14 protein-coding genes are annotated in these 22,297 nt (G+C 37.4%); 5 read left to right on the top strand and 9 right to left on the bottom strand.

Going from position 1 to position 22,297, the window contains the following annotated elements; translation table 11 throughout:
• Positions 1-28: 28 nt before the first annotated feature.
• The 4 genes from ACJJIW_RS05580 (at position 29) to ACJJIW_RS05565 (ending at position 2,382) form a co-directional block, all read left to right on the top strand.
• Positions 29-853, top strand: coding sequence for a peptidylprolyl isomerase (locus tag ACJJIW_RS05580; RefSeq protein WP_282930421.1), 825 nt, complete (start codon positions 29-31; stop codon positions 851-853).
• A 1-nt stretch (position 854) separates the two neighbouring features.
• Positions 855-1,502 (top strand): carbonate dehydratase, encoded by a 648-nt coding sequence (gene can / locus ACJJIW_RS05575; protein ID WP_444936866.1) that lies wholly within the window; start codon positions 855-857, stop codon positions 1,500-1,502.
• Positions 1,503-1,672: 170 nt separating this feature from the next.
• Positions 1,673-2,011: a hypothetical protein gene (locus ACJJIW_RS05570; protein ID WP_444936865.1), complete on the top strand. Its 339-nt coding sequence runs from the start codon at positions 1,673-1,675 to the stop codon at positions 2,009-2,011.
• A 134-nt stretch (positions 2,012-2,145) separates the two neighbouring features.
• Positions 2,146-2,382: a carbonic anhydrase gene (locus tag ACJJIW_RS05565; RefSeq protein ID WP_282934608.1), complete on the top strand. Its 237-nt coding sequence runs from the start codon at positions 2,146-2,148 to the stop codon at positions 2,380-2,382.
• Positions 2,383-2,756: 374 nt separating this feature from the next.
• Here the strand turns inward: ACJJIW_RS05565 and ACJJIW_RS05560 are convergent, their stop codons facing one another.
• The 6 genes from ACJJIW_RS05560 to ACJJIW_RS05535 all read right to left on the bottom strand — a co-directional run bounded on the left by ACJJIW_RS05560 (position 2,757) and on the right by ACJJIW_RS05535 (position 15,289).
• Positions 2,757-3,497, bottom strand: a complete 741-nt coding sequence (locus tag ACJJIW_RS05560) for an aspartyl/asparaginyl beta-hydroxylase domain-containing protein (protein ID WP_282930418.1) — start codon at positions 3,495-3,497, stop codon at positions 2,757-2,759.
• Positions 3,498-3,656: 159 nt separating this feature from the next.
• The gene (locus ACJJIW_RS05555; RefSeq protein ID WP_444936864.1) at positions 3,657-4,736 is read right to left on the bottom strand and encodes a cupin-like domain-containing protein; all 1,080 of its coding nucleotides are present in this window, start codon (positions 4,734-4,736) and stop codon (positions 3,657-3,659) included.
• A 123-nt stretch (positions 4,737-4,859) separates the two neighbouring features.
• A complete protein-coding gene (locus ACJJIW_RS05550) occupies positions 4,860-11,888 on the bottom strand; it encodes a non-ribosomal peptide synthetase (protein WP_444936863.1) in 7,029 nt (2,342 codons plus the stop codon).
• Between the two features lie 47 nt (positions 11,889-11,935).
• Complete coding sequence (locus tag ACJJIW_RS05545) at positions 11,936-13,132, bottom strand: DUF6271 family protein (RefSeq protein WP_444936862.1); 1,197 nt, start codon at positions 13,130-13,132, stop codon at positions 11,936-11,938.
• Positions 13,133-13,188: 56 nt separating this feature from the next.
• The gene (locus tag ACJJIW_RS05540; RefSeq protein WP_444936861.1) at positions 13,189-13,929 is read right to left on the bottom strand and encodes a GNAT family N-acetyltransferase; all 741 of its coding nucleotides are present in this window, start codon (positions 13,927-13,929) and stop codon (positions 13,189-13,191) included.
• A 367-nt stretch (positions 13,930-14,296) separates the two neighbouring features.
• Positions 14,297-15,289, bottom strand: a complete 993-nt coding sequence (locus tag ACJJIW_RS05535) for a glycosyltransferase family 2 protein (RefSeq protein WP_282930412.1) — start codon at positions 15,287-15,289, stop codon at positions 14,297-14,299.
• Between the two features lie 272 nt (positions 15,290-15,561).
• Here ACJJIW_RS05535 and ACJJIW_RS05530 point away from each other — a divergent pair, with 272 nt between their 5' ends.
• Positions 15,562-17,400, top strand: coding sequence for an ABC transporter ATP-binding protein (locus ACJJIW_RS05530; RefSeq protein ID WP_444936860.1), 1,839 nt, complete (start codon positions 15,562-15,564; stop codon positions 17,398-17,400).
• 323 nt (positions 17,401-17,723) lie between these two features.
• Here the strand turns inward: ACJJIW_RS05530 and ACJJIW_RS05525 are convergent, their stop codons facing one another.
• The 3 genes from ACJJIW_RS05525 to ACJJIW_RS05515 form a co-directional block, all read right to left on the bottom strand.
• Positions 17,724-18,803, bottom strand: a complete 1,080-nt coding sequence (locus tag ACJJIW_RS05525; protein WP_444936859.1) for a glycosyltransferase family 2 protein — start codon at positions 18,801-18,803, stop codon at positions 17,724-17,726.
• Between the two features lie 135 nt (positions 18,804-18,938).
• Entirely contained in the window at positions 18,939-21,368 is a 2,430-nt protein-coding gene (locus tag ACJJIW_RS05520) for an ABC transporter permease (RefSeq protein WP_282930409.1), read from the bottom strand.
• Positions 21,361-22,068 carry an ABC transporter ATP-binding protein gene (locus tag ACJJIW_RS05515; protein ID WP_282930408.1) on the bottom strand — a complete coding sequence of 236 codons (708 nt, stop codon included), beginning with the start codon at positions 22,066-22,068 and terminating at the stop codon, positions 21,361-21,363. Before ACJJIW_RS05515 ends, ACJJIW_RS05520 begins: the two co-directional genes overlap by 8 nt.
• Between the last annotated feature and the right edge of the window lie 229 nt (positions 22,069-22,297).

The raw sequence follows: 22,297 nt of genomic DNA, 5'->3' as shown, positions 1-22,297 counted from the left end.
ATGAGCGGGCCCAGTGTGGAGTTGAGTCATGAATACATTACTGGCCACTGATGCTGCCGGCGGCGAATTTGAGATGGCCGAGGTAGTGGCCGTCAACGGAACTGAAATCCCCGCCGACCTGATCTACCAAGAGATGCAGTACCAGCCTGCCGATTCTCCGCGTCAGGCGATCTACTGCGCCGCACGCGCTCTGGTTATCGGCTGGCTGTTACGAGATCGAGCTGCAGGGCAGGGTCTCTGCGCTGCCGATGAAGACTTGCACAGTGAGGCTTTCGATCGCGCAGTCTCAGATCTATTAAAAGGCGAGCTACAAGTGAACCCGGCAACCGACGCCGAGTGCCGCGCTTACTTCGAAGCCCACCCGTATAAGTTCCGCTCCGATCCCCTCGCAGAAGTGCGCCATATCCTGATCCCGGCCGCACCGGATGACTCCGAGGCCTGCGCCAAGGCACGCACCGCAGCCGAGAATATGCTGGAACAGATTCGCGCCGACTCCAATCCGCTACAATCTTTCGCTCGTTTAGCCCAATCCCACTCTGCCTGCTCCTCCTCCGAAGCCGGTGGTAGCCTCGGCCAGGTAGGACGCGGTGACACCGTCGCCTCCTTCGAGCGTGCAGTGTTCGAGCAGGGCACCGGTTTGGTAGCGGAACCCGTGGAGACCCCCTACGGTGTGCACCTGATTTATGTAGAGCAATGCGAACCAGGCCGCCCATTGGAATACGAGTATGTCTCGGAGCGCATCGAGGAATACCTGACCGAAAAACGCCGCCGCCAGATGACCAGCGACTACCTGCAAAAAATGGTGCAGGCCGCGCAAATCTCTGGGCTGGATTTATCGGGGGAGGCCCACTGAGGTGGCAGAAATTCGCCAGCTGTTTGCACGCAATCGCGCCTGGGCGGAGGATAGGACGGCACAGGACCCGGAGTTTTTCCAACGCCTGAGCCGCCTGCAAGTACCCAAGTATTTATGGATCGGCTGCTCCGATTCCCGCGTGCCCGCCAACGAGATTGTGGGCATGGCACCGGGGGAGCTGTTCGTTCACCGCAATATTGCCAACGTGGTGGTACACACAGACTTTAATTGCCTCTCGGTGCTGCAATACGCAGTGGAAGTACTCAAGGTTGAACACGTGGTGGTGTGTGGCCACTATGGTTGCGGCGGAGTCCAGGCCGCCATGGGCCACAGCGAATGTGGCCTGGTGGATAACTGGCTACGCCATATCAAGGATGTTTACGTCCGCCACCGGCAAGAGCTGGAATCTCTCGATAAAGAATCCCGCTCAGCGCGCCTTTGTGAATTAAATGTGATGGCACAGGTACAAAACCTGGCCATGACCAAAATAGTCCAGCATGCCTGGGACCGAGGCCAACGCCTCAGCCTGCACGGCTGGATCTACGATATTCGCGACGGCCTGATTAGAGATCTGGGAATGCGGATGGACGACCGTGGCCAGGTGCCAGAGATTTATCATGTTTATGGTGAGGTGCAGGAGGAGGGGTGAAGTCTAAACTCCTTCCTGGCTATCGACGCTCAACATACATAATGCAGCTTGGCTCCAAATTTCCTCATATTTAACTTCCATCTGTCGCTTTACAGTGCTTTCGTGATTAGTTATTTTTCGACGGGTAAAAAGCAGTACAATTCCGGCACTTTATCTAAAAAAACAATTACATGATTAAGCGTGAAGTAATTATGCCTGTTGAGCTTGTTGAAGAAATTGCTCAAATTGTGCAGAAAGAGGGATATCAGGCTCTAAAAGACGCATTTCCTACTGCGGAGAAGAAGCCACCTATATTTTTAAGCCGAGAGGAAGCTGAGGCTCTTATTGATTTGGCTGTGATTGAGAAGAAGAAGGCTAGGCTTATGTATCCTTATTACGATGAAGAACATCCAAATTTCAGTGAAGAACATGAAGAAATGTTCGATGATGTGCAGCTGGGGATATATGAAAAAACAATCTACTATGTGGAAGCAGCCTTTAAAAAAGGTGAATTTGATCACCTAATATAAATTTGGATTAAAAATAGCATCGATGGTTGAATTAAATTCACGATATTATATTTACTTTAAATTCAACCATCGGTGGGATGAATCTACCCGTGGCCCCAAAAAACCGGCCTACTGTAAGTAAAAGCTTTAGATAAATTAACCAACACAAAAAAGAATCTCGCTCAGCGCGCCTTTGTGAATTGAATGTAATGGCACAGGTACAAAACCTAGCCATGACCAAAATAGTCCAGCACGCCTGGGACCGAGGCCAACGCCTCAGCCTGAACGGCTGGATCTACGATATTCGTGACGGTCTGATTCGGGACCTGGGTATGCGGATGGATGATCGCGGCCAGGTGCCGGAGATTTATCATGTTTATGGTGAGATGTAGGAGGTGGGATAACCCTTCTACCTATTTCTTTATCCAACTTTGGACATATCATATAAAAGGCTCTGCCCCCTACTCGGGGCATACGTGATAAAGACTAGGATTACCTTATTGCAATAGAGTAAGCAGGAAAAAATACATTGGAGGCAGTTATACTTTATCTTGTTACCAAGATATCGTAGATAAGAATACTTTCGTATAAATATGGATATAGCTTTGGTAAATTGTTTGCATCTTAAGATTACTAGGAATAATTATTTTTGAGTATTTCGACCAGAAAATTAATTTTGAATAATGAAAGCTGGTCGAAATGGTTTTGCCTTATATCCATGCAGTACTTGTGTTAAAACACCCGCATGGATTTTAGCTATCGTTACTCAGTTGAGCATTTCTCGTATTTTTCTAATAATCACTACCAACGCTTCTCTTTCTGCTTGAGTGACGTTTGGATGCCAAATATCCATTAGTAAACAAATACGTGACTTATTAGAGTTGTTATACGCTTCATGAATATATGAGTAATCAAATAGAAGGCATTCACCTTCAACCCAATTCCTGTGTTCATTTGCAACAATAATACCGCAGTCATCTTCTGGGATATCTATAGCTAAATGAAGATTAATTGAAAAATTCCACAAATCACAATGTGGCTTTATCAAAGCGCCTGGATGTAAAATTGAAAAATGCACTTCAAGTAATGGACAATGCCAATTCCTAAGTTCCCGATTTAATATACCCCATGCAGTTGGTATGACTTCTGCCATCTTGTGAACCGGTTTACCCTCTTTAAAAAGATAGATAGCTTCCCAGTCCGGCTGACAGCCAAGATAGTGATCATATTTTTCAACCACTGACCTCTGTTCATTTAATGCCCTATTTATTTCGAGTTTAATATCTTTTGCTCCATTATTTAGTGCACTAATAAGAGGGTCAAGTTTTGGGAAAGTGCTAGTTTCTAGCCATGGCGCGGTAGAAAGCTCTGGTAATATATATTTTGCATCTGATTGCATCGGATCTCGGTAACTTTGTGTCTCGAACATTTTCTCAACACGATGAAGTGACTGGTTGCCGTATCTATTTCTAATTGCATCTAGGTCATGACTAAAAATATCTAACATCTCAAATCCTACTAATTACTAAATCAAAAAAACTTCAGTGTTTCAGTGCTTGCTAAATGTTTTAAAATGAAAAAATTATAAATATACTTATTCCGATTATATTTATTGGCCTTAACTATCTATAGCATTTGACCTAAATAAAAATTGTTGCGAAATATTTCATGTTGCCCATATTGAAGTACTCCTGCTGGAATTGAATTCAGCGGAAATACTATTTAAATGTTTAACTAGCAGATTGTTAGTATTTAAACATATTTCAAATTTATCCAGATCACTTGTCTGCCCAAGATTACTTACTGCACTAGAAAGTCGTTTATAAACATTTTCAAATTCATTTATCTTTATTCTTAAACGTTCAATTAGTGCAAAATGAAATAAACAAGCTGCATTAATATTGCCCAGTTCGATTAATGCATACCCTAAATCAGGGATAGAATTATATTGTTCAAGAATTGTAGAGGTAATTCGATTGAATAGATTTTTTCGTCCCCAATAAAATAATCTAGTATTGTGAGGCTTAAGAAATTGCCAATCCAAGGTTGACCACCATAAATTTACACTTACCGAGGGAGATTCACTGTGCACTTGATGACAATATCCACTTGGAAGGAATAACATTTCCCCTTCTTTTAAGACAACCTCTGTTGCTTCAACATTTTTCATTGCAGGGAATAGATTATAGTCAGGTGATGTAATATCAGCCTGAAGTAAATGTGGATGGCTACATTCATATTCGTCGTATGGATATAAATTAGGTATATAACGATGGGGAAATAATATTAACCGTTTCGAACCCTTCACTTGAATTAGAAAATTATTTTCTGGATCATAATGAAGCGGCGATACTGTTCCGCCTGGACCAACCCAAAGGTATGCAGAACTTAGAATTTTTTCTGGAATAAGCCTTTGGACTTCAATATCCTGAAATAGATGAGAAAATTCCCCTTTAAAAGATCCCATTTGCATATATGTACGTCCATCATTTGCCTTCTCCCCCGTAATAATTTTGACATATTCATCAAAGCGAATTCGAATAGCTTCTTCATGGGACTTCCCACTTTTTTGATTAACAGAATAAATGCTATTTTTTGCCTGGCAAACGTTAACTTTGGTTCCTGCCATCATCTTTGAAAGGTAATCAAAATCCCAGCAACATAAGTTACTACCTGTAAGTGCATTTGTAATAATTACAGGCTCTTCAGATAGGATAATTGAATGCAAATTATCTTTTAATTCCACGTATGGGATTCTTTTTAGTAATGTTTCAGTTGAAATTTTCATTATTTACCAAAGATAAAATCTATTAATTAAATGCCAAAAAAACATATTTTTAATATATAAATTAATATCCTATTTAAAGTTCTATTCAAGAAAGTGCTCAGCTGAAAGTTGAGCTAGTATGCTATAATGTGTTGCTTCCAAATTTATAATGTTGAGGTTGGGGCAGTATTTTGACCAACCCAAATCACTTTGGACATTATGACTTAACCCATGTTGAGCTGCACGAATTAACGAAATGTCACCTCTATAGGTTTTTGGTTTATACTGAAGCATTGCGATTTCATTATTACAATATGAATTGAATAGTCGCCTACAATCATCAAAGGATATACCTATATTTCGAGTTTTCGTTATATGTTCATGCCATATCTGTAAAGAAGCTGATTTGATAATATCTGTTATGTTATCTTCAAGATCTCCGGCTAGAATATCTTTAAAGAAACTGAAAAGTTTTTCGGTGGAACTATTTTGCACTGGAATTAAATCTGGAACCCAAGAATCAATTAATATCAATTTTTCTATATCAACACCATTTTCATGCAGGATTCTAGCCATTTCCATTGCTACAATCCCCCCCATGGACCAGCCAGCTAAAATAATTCTCTGATTGTTTCTAGTGGCTAATAATCTTTCTGCATAGATTTTAGCCATTTCCTCAACTGAGAGTTTTTTATGGACAGGCTGCTTCTGATAAATAGATTCGAAAGCATATAGTGAAATACCTTTAGGGAAAATATCAACCAAAGGTAGATAACACGTAATATGACCACCTACTGGATGAACCATGAAAATTGATCTATTTTCGCCATCTTTCAAGGATATCAGGGGATCAATATCTTTATATGATCCCAATATCAGTAGTCGTGAAAGATCACGAATACTTTGAGCCTCCAATAAATCCTTAATATGGATAGAACAATTCATCTCCTGATTAATCATACTTACAACTTTAATGGCCAGAAGAGAATGCCCGCCTAGAGATAGGAAGCTTTCATCTAACGAAATATTTTTTGTTTCAAGTGCATCTTCAAATATTTTTGCTAGTTGTATTTCTATAGAACTTGCCGGTGGCTCTTCAACCATTTTATCGATAACATAAGGTTTGGCTAGCAACTTCTTAGAATCCAGTTTCCCATTAGCTGATAAAGGCCATGTTGATACAGCTATATATTTACTGGGTATTAGGAAATCTGGAAGTTTTGTAGATAGCAGAGATTTCAAGTTCTTCGCTGTCCACGAATCATTTGCTTGAATACAAGCAACAATGGATGGCCCATTTTTATCTTGCTTAATAAGTACTTTGCTACAGATTACAAATGAAAGTGAATTAATGCATGTTTCTATCTCATCGAGATTAACACGCTGTCCTCTTAGTTTTACTTGATTATCATTGCGTCCAATGAAGATAAGCTCTTCAAATTCATTTCTCCTAACAATATCGCCCGTCCTATAAAATAAATTATTACTTTTCTTTTCAGGAAGTAAATGAAAATAAGTATTCGTTTTAGCATCATCATTTACATATCCGTCCGCAACGCCCAGTCCGGATATATATAATTCGCCGACCTCTCCCAGTGCAACTTCACGAAGTTTGCTATCAAGCACGTAACATACAGTGTTGTTTATCTCAGACCCTATTGGTATTACTGAATTTTCGGCAGGAGCTACTTTTGGAACTTCGTATAAAGTAGATATAATAGTAGCCTCTGTAGGACCATAGGTATTAAAAAGAGAGATTGAATTTTTCATACTAAGAATCCACTTCCGTACAAAATCAGTAAGTGCCTCTTCTCCCCCAATTACGACCGATTTTAATTTCTCCGTATAGTAATCTGGAACTACATTTGAAAAAATATAATCAGACCACTGATTAAAATATGCTGTAGGAAGATCAAGTATAGTAATATCTTGCTTGTAAATTTGCTCATGAAATGATTCAAAAGATTCAACAATATTACTATCACGAAGTACCAAACAAGCTCCAGCAATTAATGATGGAAAAATTTCTTCATAGGCCGCATCAAAATTTATTGATGCAAATTGAAGAATCCTATCACTATTGCGTATATTTAATCGATCTACAAAATATCTCGAGTGATTTACAATCCCCTGATTTAGAATTTTTACACCTTTAGCAGTTCCAGTTGATCCCGACGTAAATAGAATCATAAGTGGATGACGGTTAGAATTTGAAACTCTAAATGACTTTTGGGAGCGATGGTTTACTAGATCTATACTCGTATTTCCCGGGGTGGAAAGAGTCAAAAGTGAAAAATTTCCTAGTGTTTTACATGCAAGGTGATGGTCATTTGTAATAATTAAATCTGGATCAGACGATTTGATAATTATCTTGAGTTGTTCTTCTGGATAGAATGGATCTAAGGGAACAAAACTTGCGCCAACATATAAAACGGCAAGTATTGCAGCTATCTGCTTTGGACTGCGAGATATGTGAATGCCGACTAATGAATCCTGGGTGATGCCTAGAGCAATCAACCGATTAGAAATCACAGCTGTCTGGTAAGAAAGATCAGCATATGACACTTCTTTATCCTTCCAAAGAATAGCAGTGCGATTAGCATTACGTGACATAGAGTCATCAATTAAATCAATTAGTAATGGCGTAATATCTTCATCTTGAACCTTGAGCTGTTGCTGACCAGATAGATTCCCTGGCTGATAACTAGGGAGTTGAATGTCATCCAGATGACAATTTGGATTATCAATAAAATATCGTAGAAGCTCTATATAATGAGCTAGAGTAATTTTGACAGACTCAGACGAGTAGGATGTTGATGAATAGGCAACTGATATATCAATAGTATCGCCTAATTGGATATCAAGAGTTAGAGGAAAAGCAATACCTTCTATGCATTTTTTTCTTTCTATATTCCAAGGTGATTCGCCTCCAGGTTCACCAGAGTTAAAATTATCAATACTGACGATGTGATCAAAGCGATTTGTAGAAATTCTCTGTGTTGCCAAAATATCAGTTGAAGCTAAATAATCATATGAATTACTTTCATTAACCTGCTGACTATATTGTTTAAGGAGATCTTTAAACAAATTATTGTTATTAAGATTAACACGTCTTGGTATAGTGTTTATAAAACACCCTAGCATCTTATCAATATCAGGCACCTGTGATGAGCGGCCAGATACAACTTGAAGGAATAGAATATCTTTTAATTGGTTATATCTAGCTAATAGTAATCCCCAGATAGACATCAAAATTGTACTAACGGTTACGTGTTGTGAAGATGCTATTTCTGTAATGGCATAAACTTCCCTTTTGGAAATCCTAATGTGCTCTTCCAGAATTTCATCTTTTCCTGTATTTATAAGTGGCGTCGACCAAGGCAGTGATGCAATTGATTCATAACCTTCAAGGGCTCTACGCCAATATTCAATTGACGATTCACTATCTTGTTTCGCAACCCAGTCGTGGAAAGTTTGTAATGGCGCTATAGAATTAATGGCAGTATATGAATCAAAATAAGCTGACTTTAACTGATTCCATAGAATATCGCAGCACCATCCATCCATAATAATATGGTGAAAGCTCCAAATAACTCTAACTTTATCGTGAGGAATAAAGCATACATAGATACGGAATGGAGGGACCAAATCAACCTGAAACCCCTTTTTACGATCTTTCTGTAATAAATTAATTATATTTTGATCTGCAGTATCTTTGTCATATAGTCGATAATCATAGGATTCAAATTCAACTTCAATGTTGGAGAGTACAAGCTGGATACCTTTATCCGATCCAACCTTTGTAAAAATACTGCGGAGAGACTCATTCTTTTTTACAATATAGCAAAGGGCTTGATAAAAACGTGATGTATCAAAATCTCCGGAGAGTTCGAATTCGTGCTGGACATGGTACCCACTTAGCCTCCCCTTTTTTTCATCTAGCAACATTGTTCTTAATGTAGGAGACAGACTATACATATTTGTCGTGCCAGGATAATCTGCCATTAACCGGTCAAACTCATCCAGGTTCAAATAAGCAACTTGAAAATCGGATGGACTAAATTGAGTATTTTTAGTTATGACACAGGTTTTTACTAAGCTTTTAATACATTCGTAAAAGATAGCTAGTAGCTCATTAATTGATTCCTCCTCGAATGCTTCAAGCGGGTAGCGTAATTCAATATTTAGGATGGAATTTGAGATATATAAATTAAATTCTAGCTCATCAGGCCTGGGATAATTTCTATCGAACTCCATTCCAAGTGAGAGGTTCCCTTTCCGATCAAGTGGATCTTGCTCTACAAACTCGCCTAAATAATTGAAAACGATCTGAATAGGGCGTTTCATTTCGAGCTTTGATTTAATCTCCGGAGAAGATAAATATCTTAGTGCAGTATATGAAAATCCATTTTTAGGAATTGAACGAATTTGTTCTTTAATTTCACGAATAGTCGTACCGACTTCAGTTGATAATGACGAATTTAGAATCACAGGAAAAAAGGTTGTAAACCAGCCAACGGTTCTCCCAACATCCAGGTTCTTACCGAAATCTTCTCTACCGTGCCCCTCTAGACTAATACCGTACTTACCTTCTCCATTCCATTGAGCCAAAGTTCGGGAGAATGAAGCAAGTAGAAGTTCATTTACCTTCGTATTAAAAGCTTTGTTCGCAGCTCCCTTCAGCTTAGAAGTGGTATCGATATCGACCTTTAAAGTGGCAAGCGAGCTTAGTCCTGCAGTATTCACAAAGTCATTATTGTCGCGCGTAATTGACTGGGTTTCGGTCTGACATATGTTCTCCCAATAACTAACCTCCCTGGCTGCCTCTTTACTATTTACATATTGAGTTAAAGACTCAATCCAAAGTCTAACATCATGACCTTTCTTGGGAAGAGAAGGCTGCTTTCCTGCTTCTAGGCTTTTATATATTGAATGGAAATCATCAATCAAAACTCTCCAACTTACCATATCTATAATTAAATGATGAATAGAAATTAGTAGATGTTTCCCATTGAATAGACAAGCATGCAACAAAGCACCTTTCTCGATATCAAATTGACTTTGTATTTCAGTTGCTTTTTCATAAAGTAAATTTATATTCCCAGAATCAAAGCTCTCTAAGCTAACAGCTTTAGGTTGTCCTATAGATGCAATCCATTCTTTAGATTGATTAAGTTTGAATCTAGTTCTTAAACCATCATGATAAGCGTATAAATAATTAAGAGTTTTCTGCACCAAATCTAAATCAAGTGTGCAATGCCAGTTAATATACCCGCTTTGATTAAAATGATTGTAGCCATCGATAGCATGTTCAAAAAACCATTTCTGAATAGGGTTGAGAGGTAATTCGCCACTTAACGTCTCCTGCAATGGTCTTTTAAAGTTTAGAGTAATTTTTTTTATAGCATCATCTAGACATAGCGATTCCATTAGGTCACTTGTTTTTAAAAAATGGTCGTATTTTGCTAAAATACTACATACTTGAATAGCCTTAATTGAGTCACCACCGAGCTGTGTAAAGCTAAATTCAGCAGGGATTTTATATTTGTCAATTTTGAGTATTGAAGAAATAGCGTCAACAAATAAACTCATTCCTTTATTTTGTGTGGGTAGTAGGAACGCACCAGAGAATTCAGATATACTAGGCGTGGGTAAAGCTGAGGCATCAACTTTACCATTTATGGTTAATGGGAATTTGTCGACACTAATAATATGTTGGGGTAACATATATTGAGGAAGTATTGAACTTATTTCTTCTTTTACTGAGGTGATCTCTTTCTGATTATGCAGTATTATGTGAGCGATTATCTCAGTGTCATCTCCTCTACTTTCGGCAGACACAAACGCATCTTTGATGGTGGAAAATGTTTGAAGTACAGTTTCAATTTCTTTTAACTCAACTCTATGTCCTCTTATTTTAATTTGGTCATCAAGTCTTCCTATAAACTCAAATTGCCCGTCAGTACGATACCTTACTAAGTCTCCGGTTTTGTAATAGCGAGGAAAAGAATTACTTGCCGGAATAAATTTTGAATTAGTTAATTTTTCTTGATTTAAGTAGCCACGTGCAAGGCCGATGCCTGCAATGCATAGCTCTCCTACCTCACCATAATTTACTAGATCTCCGTTCTTATCTAGTACAAATAGTTCCAGATTATCATTAGCGGTACCGATGGGTACAGGGCCATTCATATGTTCACAGGTATTCACTAAAGAAACAGTAGTTCCAATACTTACTTCAGATGGACCATATGCATTGTAGTACTTAACAAATGGTTTCCAGCGATTTACTGTTTTCCAATTTGACGGTGAGCCGGCTGCTATAACTGTCCTAAGTTCAGTTAAAGAGGGCTCAATACAAGACAAAAACTGAGGAGGCAAAGTAGCAATAGTTATTTGATTCTCTTTCAAATATTGCTGAGTAAGTAGTGCATCTTTACGTATTTCATCTGGTAATATATATAAGCAAGCACCATTGAGTAAGGCCATTAGAATCTCAGATATAGATGCATCAAATGATAATGCTGCAAACTGAACGATTCGATCGTCTGGAGTTATTGAAAATATCTTTTTATAGGTTAGAAGAAAATTTGTGATTCCTGCGTGTTCAATTAGAACCCCTTTTGGCTTGCCAGTAGTTCCAGAAGTATATATTACGTATGCAAGAGTATTTTTATAAGTACAATTTTTGAAGTTTATTGTTTCTAGCTGGTTTGGATAGTAAATATCATTAATATTTATCTCATTGATACCTGAAAGATTAAACAAACTATTTTCATGACTATCAATGACGACCAAGGCCGGATTACTATCTTGAAGAATAAATTCTTTCCTTTGCAGTGGTAATGCAGGTTCCAAAGGAAGATATGCTGCACCAATTCGAATAATAGCAAGCAGAGCTATTACTGCGTCGGGGCCTCGAGCACAATGAACGGCCACAATGGATTCTCGACTTACTCCATTATCAATTAACTTTTTAGCGAGTCTACATATGCGATTATTTAACTCATAATAAGAAATTGTATTCTCTTTGAAATAGATCGCAGGCCTATTTTTTACATATGGAAAAATATTATCCCAAAGGCTATTTAGATTAAAATCATCAGTTTTAATATGTGTTTTATTGTTCATTTTGCATTCTCAAAATTATAGCCATAAATTTGCATTTAATTTAGGTTTTACAACTCGAAAGATATTTTATTTGCGGAAGCTATAATTTTGTGCCATGCATAGAGTAAATGGGCATGATTTTGATAATCATTGTTACAATCTTCTATAATTCTATCGCTATTTTCTAAAATATCTTTGGCCGCCTCTGGGTATACTTTCGAGATAAATTCTGAGGCTATGTTTTCAATATTTTTTATTCGGTGATTAATATTATCTTGAGACTTATTGACAATTATGTCTGCGATATATTTATTTCTTGATGTGTTACATGTTTTATTTATTTGGTCAGAAATATCGTAAATCTCATCTTTCAAGCTCCAATAAATTGGGCGCATATCGCTGTATTTAATCAATGATTTAATATATGAATTATAATTACTGTTTCGTTTATCGTGATATTTATGGCTTACCCTACGCTCATGAAAAATTACATTTTTACCAAATGCATATGCCATGCGAAACATGAAGTAATCAGATGATATTGCATCAGATGGTAGACATGGAAACTCTTTATGAAGATCTTTCAAAACAAAGTTTCCAGCATCAGGGTAATAAAACCCTTCCGTATTCGCTTTGTTAAAGTCATCGTTTTTAAAATAACTTTTAGCGCCGCTTTCCAAGCAATTAAATGCTTGATCGTGCAGATCTTCAGGGACACCTAAAGCAGAAAAAAATACACTGAATAGAGCAGCATCTTGCTTAATAAAAGGTTTAAGATCTAGGCTCCATTCTCCCACATATCCACTTCCTGCCACATAGTTGCCCTTACAATTCATGAGCTGTATTTCAGCTTCAATTGGAAAAGGGCAGTTAGGTTGGAGATGAGTATCTGAGTCACGGCGGTGAATTATATCTATATTCATTGCTGCACTTAGCAGAAATATTCGGTTCATTACTGCACCGTAATTAACCCCTGAATGTATGAACAATTTGAAAAGGTGTTCATAACCAGCGTGATGCAGAATTTTACTAATAACTTTAGCCTGCTCTTCCTGATTAAAATGATATATTTTTATATTGTTATATTTTTTGTTTACAAATTTAACAGCTTGTTCATTGTGTGCTTCTATTTCCTTATCACCGGAATCCATAATAATCATTGGAATATATGGTGCACATTCACTAAGTTCGTGTGCATAAGATTTAAGACTCTGCATTACACATCGATTTGTCGGTATCCAGTAGGCATTTTTTGAGCGCCGCATATTATCCCTCATAACTTTAGACAGCGAAAAATGGAAAAGATGTATTTTTGTACAAGCTAAGACCTCTGCCACCTAGCAAACATATAATCTCGATGATGCTCGAAACCTAAACGGTAGGCAGTGGCGATAGAAGCAGAGTTATCCGCTCGACATGTCCAGACAGGTGTTAAATTATTTTTTTTACAAAAAGACAAAATATGTGAACAGGTTGTGGTTGCCCCGCCTTGACCACGAAACTCAGCATGTGAAATGGCACCGAGTTCAGCTATATTTTCTCCACAAATCGCATAACCTTCACTAACGATAATCCCGTGCCTAATCTCATAAATAGCAATATGATTTGATATAAAGGTATTAAAATCACCACAACATGGTGTGAAGATATCTTTCCACTGAGCAGAGTAAAATTGCTCTATGCTTGGTATGCTAGCTATACGGCCAGAGATAGGTATGGGTTTTAAGGGATCTCGAATAAATTCCTTTCGGATTGATATGTCGAGATATTTCTCTAATTCAAAAAATAAATATTCGTGCGTAAATATATACTCTAAACCGTTTGATAAATGTAAGGCCGAAAACTGAACTAAAAATTCAGTCGTACAATTTGTGCTTATAAAAGCGCATTTCAGAAAGTCTGATACTAGTATTGCCTGCGCTGGCGATTTCTCTGTATCGACATAGGCACGGCCAGTAATTGTCCCATTAAATACAGCATCCAATATGGCTTTATTGGGTGTATTTTTATCAAATAATGGTTTGAGTGTGTTATTATGTCCTAGCGGACAGACTGTTACCACAAGCGACATCCTCAGTCTGTGACTATACTCAAAAGCCACCTTTGTTCCTTTCTTTGACAGGTCGGAGTTAAACTAAAAAATTATTCCTTGGATATAAGTACCGTGAAAACCCTTTACATTTATACTTTATTTCTTAGTCTCTTTGGTAACAAAGTGATAATTTTTCACTAAACCGAAAAATTTTATATTTTTAGATTTAATTTCTAAAATTGATCTTGCTAAGTTAATTTTTATCAAAAGAATCAAATTCTTAATATTTTATATTATAAATAATGCTCAATTTCGAAATTTCCATTGATTCTATCCCAAATCAAATAGCTATCACTATCTATAAATAGATAAATAAAGAACATATAGTTTGAATCTTTCACCACGGCCCATTAAGCTTGGGGCCACGTGTAAAATTTATCACTTCTAATTGGTCTGACAATTCAAGTAGCTGACTATCTATTTTTCTGATTGTAGACTCAAATTTCTTACCATCATTTAGGGATTTTAGTCCAGGATAGCTACTGAGAGCTGATTGAATTTTATTTCGCGTCTTACCTAGTGAAGACAGCATATATAACAGATTAAATACACCAAGAAGTTTCTCAAGTAGATCTTTCATGGACTCTGGGCAGGTTTCCCTTAATCTTTCCGGAAATCTAAGAAATGCAGCCTTTTCAAGCCCTGGTCCCGCTCCACAAAGAGAAGAATCTTCTGTATGATACCAACCTAAAGGTTCAAGTTCGCAAAATCCAGTCTCATTAAGCAGAACTTGTATCCACAAGTATGAATCTTCCCCAAAAACGGATTTATTGTGATCGTAGAATCCACCGTATCTCTTTATTGTTGAAATTTTTGATACAATCATACTTGAATGGAAAAACCAAACTAATCCTAGCAGTGAATATACAGACATAGATGAAGTTACCTTAAACTTTCCTCTTGGTACTCCAAACTCACTAAAAAATTCACTATAAGACTTTTTTTGACCGCTAGATGTTCGGTAGTGCGAGGCAGCGTAGACATTAATATCTTTATGTTCTTGGAAAGTATTGACTGCATGAGTGAGAAAGTCAGGTTCCCATTCATCATCAGCATCTAAAAAAACAACATAATCACCGGTGGCACGATCTAGTCCAACATTGCGTGCATGTCCCGGACCTGTATTCTCTTGTCTAATAAACTCAATTGCATGGTGTTCTTTCTGCAGATTTTGAATAACTATGGTGCTATCGTCAGTGCTGCCATCATCAATGATTACCACCTGGATTGATCGATATTCTTGACGAAAAACAGAAATTAATGTGCGTTCTATAGTTTTTTCTTTATTGTAAACAGGAATAATTACAGATATGACTGGTAGATATTTCACTAAGATCTCCCTGATTTCCAGAAACTTTTGTGCGGCTGGAAGTAATTATTTAGTATGCTCATTTCTTCTGGAATTTTAAGCAAGATACACTTCACAAAAATTTTCGCACTTACGTTCCAAAATACAGATTGCATCTATCCACACTATTTGCTTGAAATTTATAGAAGCACTAAAGTTAGACTGTCTTGTGTTGAGCATAGCGCCGAAAGGTGTTGAACTAAGCACAGCCTTTCCATAGTTGTTCCATAACATAAATTCTCTGGGACTAAAGAATGTATTTCTTTTTTGAACGTTTACTCGCATCATTTCCGAACTGGCCAGAAGACACACCATCTAATCAATTTGTTAAATTTTTCAGATATTACACTAGGGGGGTAGAGAAATATATCCTAGTCGCCGCAGTTTTGACCGCTACTATCGCGATTTTAGAAGTGTCTCTTTATGGTCTAGTTGGTGGAGTTGTTGACTGGTTGGATGATCACACCCCGGAAACAGCATTCTCATTCACAGAAGATAATGTTCTAATCTGGGCAGGTTGTACTTTAGTTGCACTACCTGCACTATCAATTCTACAAACACTGTTTATAAATCAAACCATATTAACAAATTTTCCTATGAGTATTCGCTGGTCTCTGCACCGCCAATTACTCACACATAGCTTGAATTATTACAATAATGAATTGTCCGGAAGGCTAGCAACAAAGTTAATGCAGACTGCATTTGCTATGCAAGAAGCCACAAGGAAAATGATTTGCGGTGTCCTGTATGTTTGTATTTACCTAGTTAGTTCGCTTGGCTTAGTTGCAGCCCTAAACCTATATTTAGTTGTTCCCTTCTTGATATGGCTACTGGCATACTTTTTCATACTCTACAGGGCTTTACCAACATTGGCTCTAGCCGCAAAAGAAAGGGCGGACGCTAATTCATGTTTAGTTGGAAGACTTGTTGATACCTACTCAAACATTGAGACGGTAAAACTATTTTCTAGTGCTGAGTTAGAGAGAAACTATGCTAGAAACGCGATGTCATTACTCCTCACCTCAAGCTATAAGAACAGTAGATTGGCAACCGGAGTTACTAGCCGTGTATGGATTTTGAGTACGTTCCTTATTTTGAGTGTAGGTTTTCTTTGTATTCTTCTTTGGTCAAAAGGCGCTATAACCACAGGCGCTATAGCGGCTGCAGGTGCTCTAGTTTTAAAAATGAACGGCATCTCCCATTGGATAATGTGGGAAACTTCGTCCCTTTTTGAAAACTTCGGGATGATTAAGGACGGCATTACTACATTCACGAAGCGAAAGGATGTCCAGGATAAATCTTCAGCTCAGCCACTAAATCTATCCTACGGATCAATTGAATTCAGCAATATTAGTTTTGGATATGATAATAGTAATACTGTAATACGGAACCTAAATTTAGAGATTAATGCGGGTGAGAGATTGGGAATTGTAGGTCCCTCGGGAGCCGGGAAATCAACACTTATTAAGTTACTTCTTAGGTTGTATGACATTCAGGGTGGTAGAATTCTGATTGATAGCCAAGATATAAGCACCGTCAGTCAAGATAGTTTACGAAAAAATATTGCTGTAGTGAGCCAGGACGTCTCTCTAATGAATCGATCTATCTGGGAAAACTTACGATACGGAAGTCCCAATTCATCAGATTCGGATATAATTAAAGCAGCAAAACGAGCTTTTGCACATGATTTCATTTTATCTCTGGAGGACTCCCAGGGTAGACGAGGATATGAAGCGCATGTAGGTGAACGTGGGGTTACCCTTAGTGGGGGGCAACGGCAGAGACTCTCAATAGCACGAGCGTTCTTGAAGAATTCACCTATATTAATATTGGATGAAGCCACGTCTGCACTAGATTCAGAAGCTGAGAATTCGATCCAACAGAATCTAGATGAATTGATGACAGGACGTACAGTAATTGTCATTGCGCATAGGCTATCAACTTTATCAAAGCTCGATAGGTTAGTTGTGATTGAAAATGGTACTATCGTTGAGCAAGGCCCCCACTCATCCCTTATAGAGATGGGTGGTGTCTATTCGCGATTTTGGTTACATCAGTCTAAAGGACATACTACTACTTTAGAAAAAGCTTGATAGAGTGAATCCAGCTATTTTTAGGAAGTCACCTTGAAAATTTGGGTAGCCATTATAATCAAGGTGACAAATCTAAGAGCCGTTTTGGGTATGATCCTATTTACGAGTTCTACTTAAATTTTAGACTGTGTGTGATATCTGGCTGATATTGTCTTACCTACCTCAAACTATCAAATATCTATTGGGATAATTGGAATAGATGTACTTCACACACTTAAATTCTTAGTAATAGTGTTGATGTGAGGTAAATTAAAGTTGATAGATGTAGACATAGGCACCGAAAAGGCGTTGCTGGATTGTAAATATTTATTTTTTAAACTAAATTAGTATGTGAAGAGTGCAATTCGCTCAGTGACTTTAGATAGTTGAATTTTAGCTATTAGCTCTATGTCCCCTTTTGGCACTAGAACTGTTATATCTTTATCGGGAAATTGATTTAATTTTTGGATTATATCGTTCCATCTTGGGTTCTTCATAACTATTTCTTTGTTATACTTCCTGTATCCAAAAAATGTCCTAATTACTTCCTCAAATTTGCGATAGCAAGAAATCCATGGCCTATCATCACCTTTTTGTATGTGATGTCGCCTTTTTTCAGGATTAAAAAATTCACTAAATATTGATTGAGCTATTACAGGATAATCTGGATGTTTTTCAATAAAAGCTTGTAAATTATTGTTCCAAGCTTTGTAGCCGCTGTCGGAATTCCAGCTTACAGGATGGCTAAGATGATACACTAATATATTAGGGTTGTACGCAATTTTAACGCCATTTTTTGATAGGTTATATGCGAACTCACTATCCTCTAAGCCCCACCCAGAAAAAATGTCCTCGTCAAATCCACCATATTTTTCAAGATCTTCTCGCCTGATAGAGATATTATGTGAAAAACAAAGGTGCCATGCTCCTAAAAGCATTTGCATATTTTCAGAATACCATTCAAATATGGAAAACCTTGGATCTTTATGGGTCACTTTATTATAATTTTTTTTATCACCGGCATGAGTATTTATATCAACCTCATTTCTAAAACCTATTTGAATTATAGATTCACTACTTGGTATTGCATCAAAAAAAGTTAAATGCTGTTCTACAAAATTATATTTAACGATTTGATCTGAGTCCAAAAAAATAACTATTTGTCCTGTAGATTTTTTCCATCCAAAATTTCGCGCGTAAGCAGCTCCCTTTTTGTCAGAATAACTATAATAATTAATCTTGGCATCAGGAATCTTTGTATAAATCAATTGCTCTATATTGTCGTCTTGACACCCATCATCTACTACAATTATTTCATAATCGAAAGAACACAAACTCTGATTCTGAAGTGATTCTAAAGTACTTAACAAGCTACATTTATTATTACTATAAGGTAAGACTACCGACACTAAATAGTTAGTCATAGGCTATACTCCAAATTGAGTTTATATCCACAAGAAGCATTATCCACTTGAGTTAAAACAATCCCGCTCCAATTTATAGAGCGGGTTCAAGTATATGGTTCAAAAGGTAAAATGATTTACATTTAGAAATCAATATTACTCATATCTTAAAGATTTTACTGGATTAGCATTTGCAGTACTTGCGGATTGTAATACCACCGTTATAAATGCAACTGTTGCAACAATGAGGGTGGCTAGGATAAAGATCCAAATCTCAATATCTGCCCTGTAAGCAAATGTATTAAGCCAATCATTCATTATCCAATAAGAAGTGAGAGAGGCAGCAAATGAAGCGATTATTACTAAAATCATTTGTGGTTTGACTAGCATATAAATTATTTGATACGTTGATGCACCAAGAACCTTTCGAACTCCAATCTCTTTGGTTCTTTGTTCCGTTGTGAATGCTGATAAACCAAATAAACCCAGACATGAAATGAATATACAAATTGCGGCAAACATACCGATTAAGCTCATTAAATTGCTCTCATCGGCATATAGTTCCTGAAGAAGATTGTCGTAAAATTTGAATTCAAATGGATGTTCTTGGTCAAACTGTGATACTACGCTCTCAACTTTATCAATAGTATCTCTAACATTAGTATTTTTAATACTTATAGCCAGAGTTCTATTCATCATGCTTAATTGGGAGCTAGACAAGCTTGAATAATCAACAATATTAAACGGACGTAGAATAAGGGATGGAATAGGGTCATGTAATGAACCTACATGAAAGTCACGTACCACTCCTATAACTGTAGCATTGAACATCTCGACTCGTTTTCCTAATGGATTATCCCAGCCAAGAGTTTTGACCAATGTCTCATTGACCAGTACTGCACCTTGCTCATTGGAAGACTGTCCTTTAGAGAACCCTCGCCCCTTAATAATATCCAACCCCATTACATCGACAAACTCATCTCCAACAGTCATGTGAAAGAGGCCAACTTTCTCAAATTCCCCTTCATTGTTTTCAATTTTCATAAGACTAATTCTCGCTCCGCTACCTGGAACAAATGAAGTTTCAGCGACGCCGAGAATATTTGGATCTGCCATAAGTTCATTTTTTATAAGTGGGATTTTTTGGATTGCCTCCGCACCATATAGTTGAATAGCGAGCTTATTTTCTTGTTGGTATCCTAGGGATTTATTAGCTGCATAATGCATTTGCTGCCCCATAATCAATGTACAAGCTACAACACTGATTGATACAAAGAATTGAATAAAGATTAATACCTGTCGAATACTTATTCGATTAGCAGATGCTTTTTTATTTGCTGTAAGTGATGCAACTGGAGGTATAGATGATAAGTAGAAAGCTGGATAAACTCCGGCTATTATACCGACAATGCTAACTCCAAAAAAGAGAGCGCATAGAAATAACTTGTCTTCTGAGAAGTCAACAAGACTAAGCTTATCAAGCAAGTAGACTAATGGTGTATAAGTTTCAGCAAGTTTTACTCCAATGATACCTATTATAAATGCCAAAATTGTATATACAATTGACTCACCTAAAAATTGACAAATTAACTGAAATTTCTCTGCGCCTAGAACTTTACGTACACCGACTTCTTTAGCTCGTTTCGTAGCTCTGGCTGTTGCTAGGTTTGTATAATTAATACAGGCTACCAATAGAATAAATATTGCTACAGCAATAAATCCGTAAATAAAAAATATATTTCCACTCGGAGGGCCACCTTGCCAACCACTAGAAAAATAAACATCTAGTAAGGGCTGAGTATGAAAGTCTATGGTTAGTTCAAACTCTCTACCTGGTTCAGTCATGATTTTTTCATTAAATTCTGCGAGAATTCGTTGTAAATCTGATTCAGAGTATGTATCTGCCAGATGAAAGTATGTCATGAATCCAATGTAAAATAGCCGCCTAGGTGTAAGTGTTGCATCACCTTGCCCCAGGTTATCGAGGAGTTTAGTAGACATAACTATGTCATACTTTAAATGAGTATTATCTGGAAGATTACGGAAAACGGCTTTTATCTGATAGCTCCCTGTATCTGTATACAGAGTTTTACCAACAGGGTTTTCATTACCAAAATAGAAGTCAGATGTCCTTTGACTAATAATAATTGCATATGGGTCTAATAATGCATCTTCTGTATTTCCATATATTATTTCATGAGTAAACACATCAAATACGTTTGGGTCTGCCATTATGACGTCTTGCCAAAATGCCTCATTATCTTCAGTTTTTAGAAGAGTTTTGCCCATTGATTTAAAGCGAACATATTCACCTATATCTGGGTATTCCTTTACTAGTAATGGCCCCAGCGCTTGAGAAGTGATGGAAAATCGTTCACCTTTTCCTCGGTTGAAAATTTCATTTGTAACGCGGTAAATACTATTGTGATTTTCATGGTGCCTGTCATATGTGAGTTCGCTACGGATATAGAGAGATAATATTAAGCAGCAGCCAACAGCCAAAGATAAACTTATGAGGTTTATACCGGCATATACTTTTTCGCGAGACAGGCCTCGTAATGCGACTAGTAGGTAATTCTTAAACATTTAGTGATACCTCAGCTATCTCCTCTTCTGTGACTTTCCCATCGAGAAGGCGAATAACCCGATGGGCATAGGTAGCATCTTTCACTGAGTGGGTAACCATTACGATAGTCGTCCCTTCAGAGTTAAGTTGCTGAAATATTTTCATAACTTCTTCGCCATGGACTGAGTCTAAGTTACCAGTAGGTTCGTCAGCCAGAATTATGTCCGGAGAGTGGACAAGTGCACGAGCAACGGCAACCCGCTGCTGTTGACCGCCAGATAGCTGCATCGGGAAGTGGTGAATACGATGAGTCATATCCATTTTTGCTATAACTGCTTCTACCTTTGCTTTTCTTTCTGAGCTTGGTACTTTGTTATACAGCAATGGTAGTTCTACGTTCTCATATACAGTTAGTTCATCGATAAGGTTAAAGCTTTGAAAAACAAAGCCTATGTTTTCTTTCCTCAAACGAACCCGCTGCCTTTCATTATATTTTCCGACTTCCTCATTTAGAAACTTGTAGCTACCAGAATTAGGATTATCGATAAGTCCTAATATGTTCATCAGAGTGGATTTCCCACATCCAGATGGGCCCATAAGGGCTACAAATTCCCCTTTTTGAACTTCTAAGCTAACTCCGTTCAGGGCAGTCGTTTTTACTTCCTCTGTAAGAAATATTTTTTTTAGATTGTCGATAAGGATAACTGGTGAATTCGTCATTTGCCTGCCTTAGTTTCGCCTAATTTATTTATTTAAATATTTTTTGTTAGAAGTTTACAACTTCATATTCATAAAATTTTACTTGAGGGTATACCAAAATTAACCTTTATAGATGGTATTGAATCTGAATAATGGTGTTTTTAATTAGGCATATATCCGCAACTTCAAAGTGAATTCTTTCCAGCATGTTTATAGTATTATTTCGCATTGCCAATACCTTTTTTGTGTT

The organism is Microbulbifer maximicatervae (SeqCode) (assembly GCF_052467815.1).
Note: the sequence above shows the minus strand (reverse complement) of the source record. Positions and strands in the feature narration are given on the sequence as shown.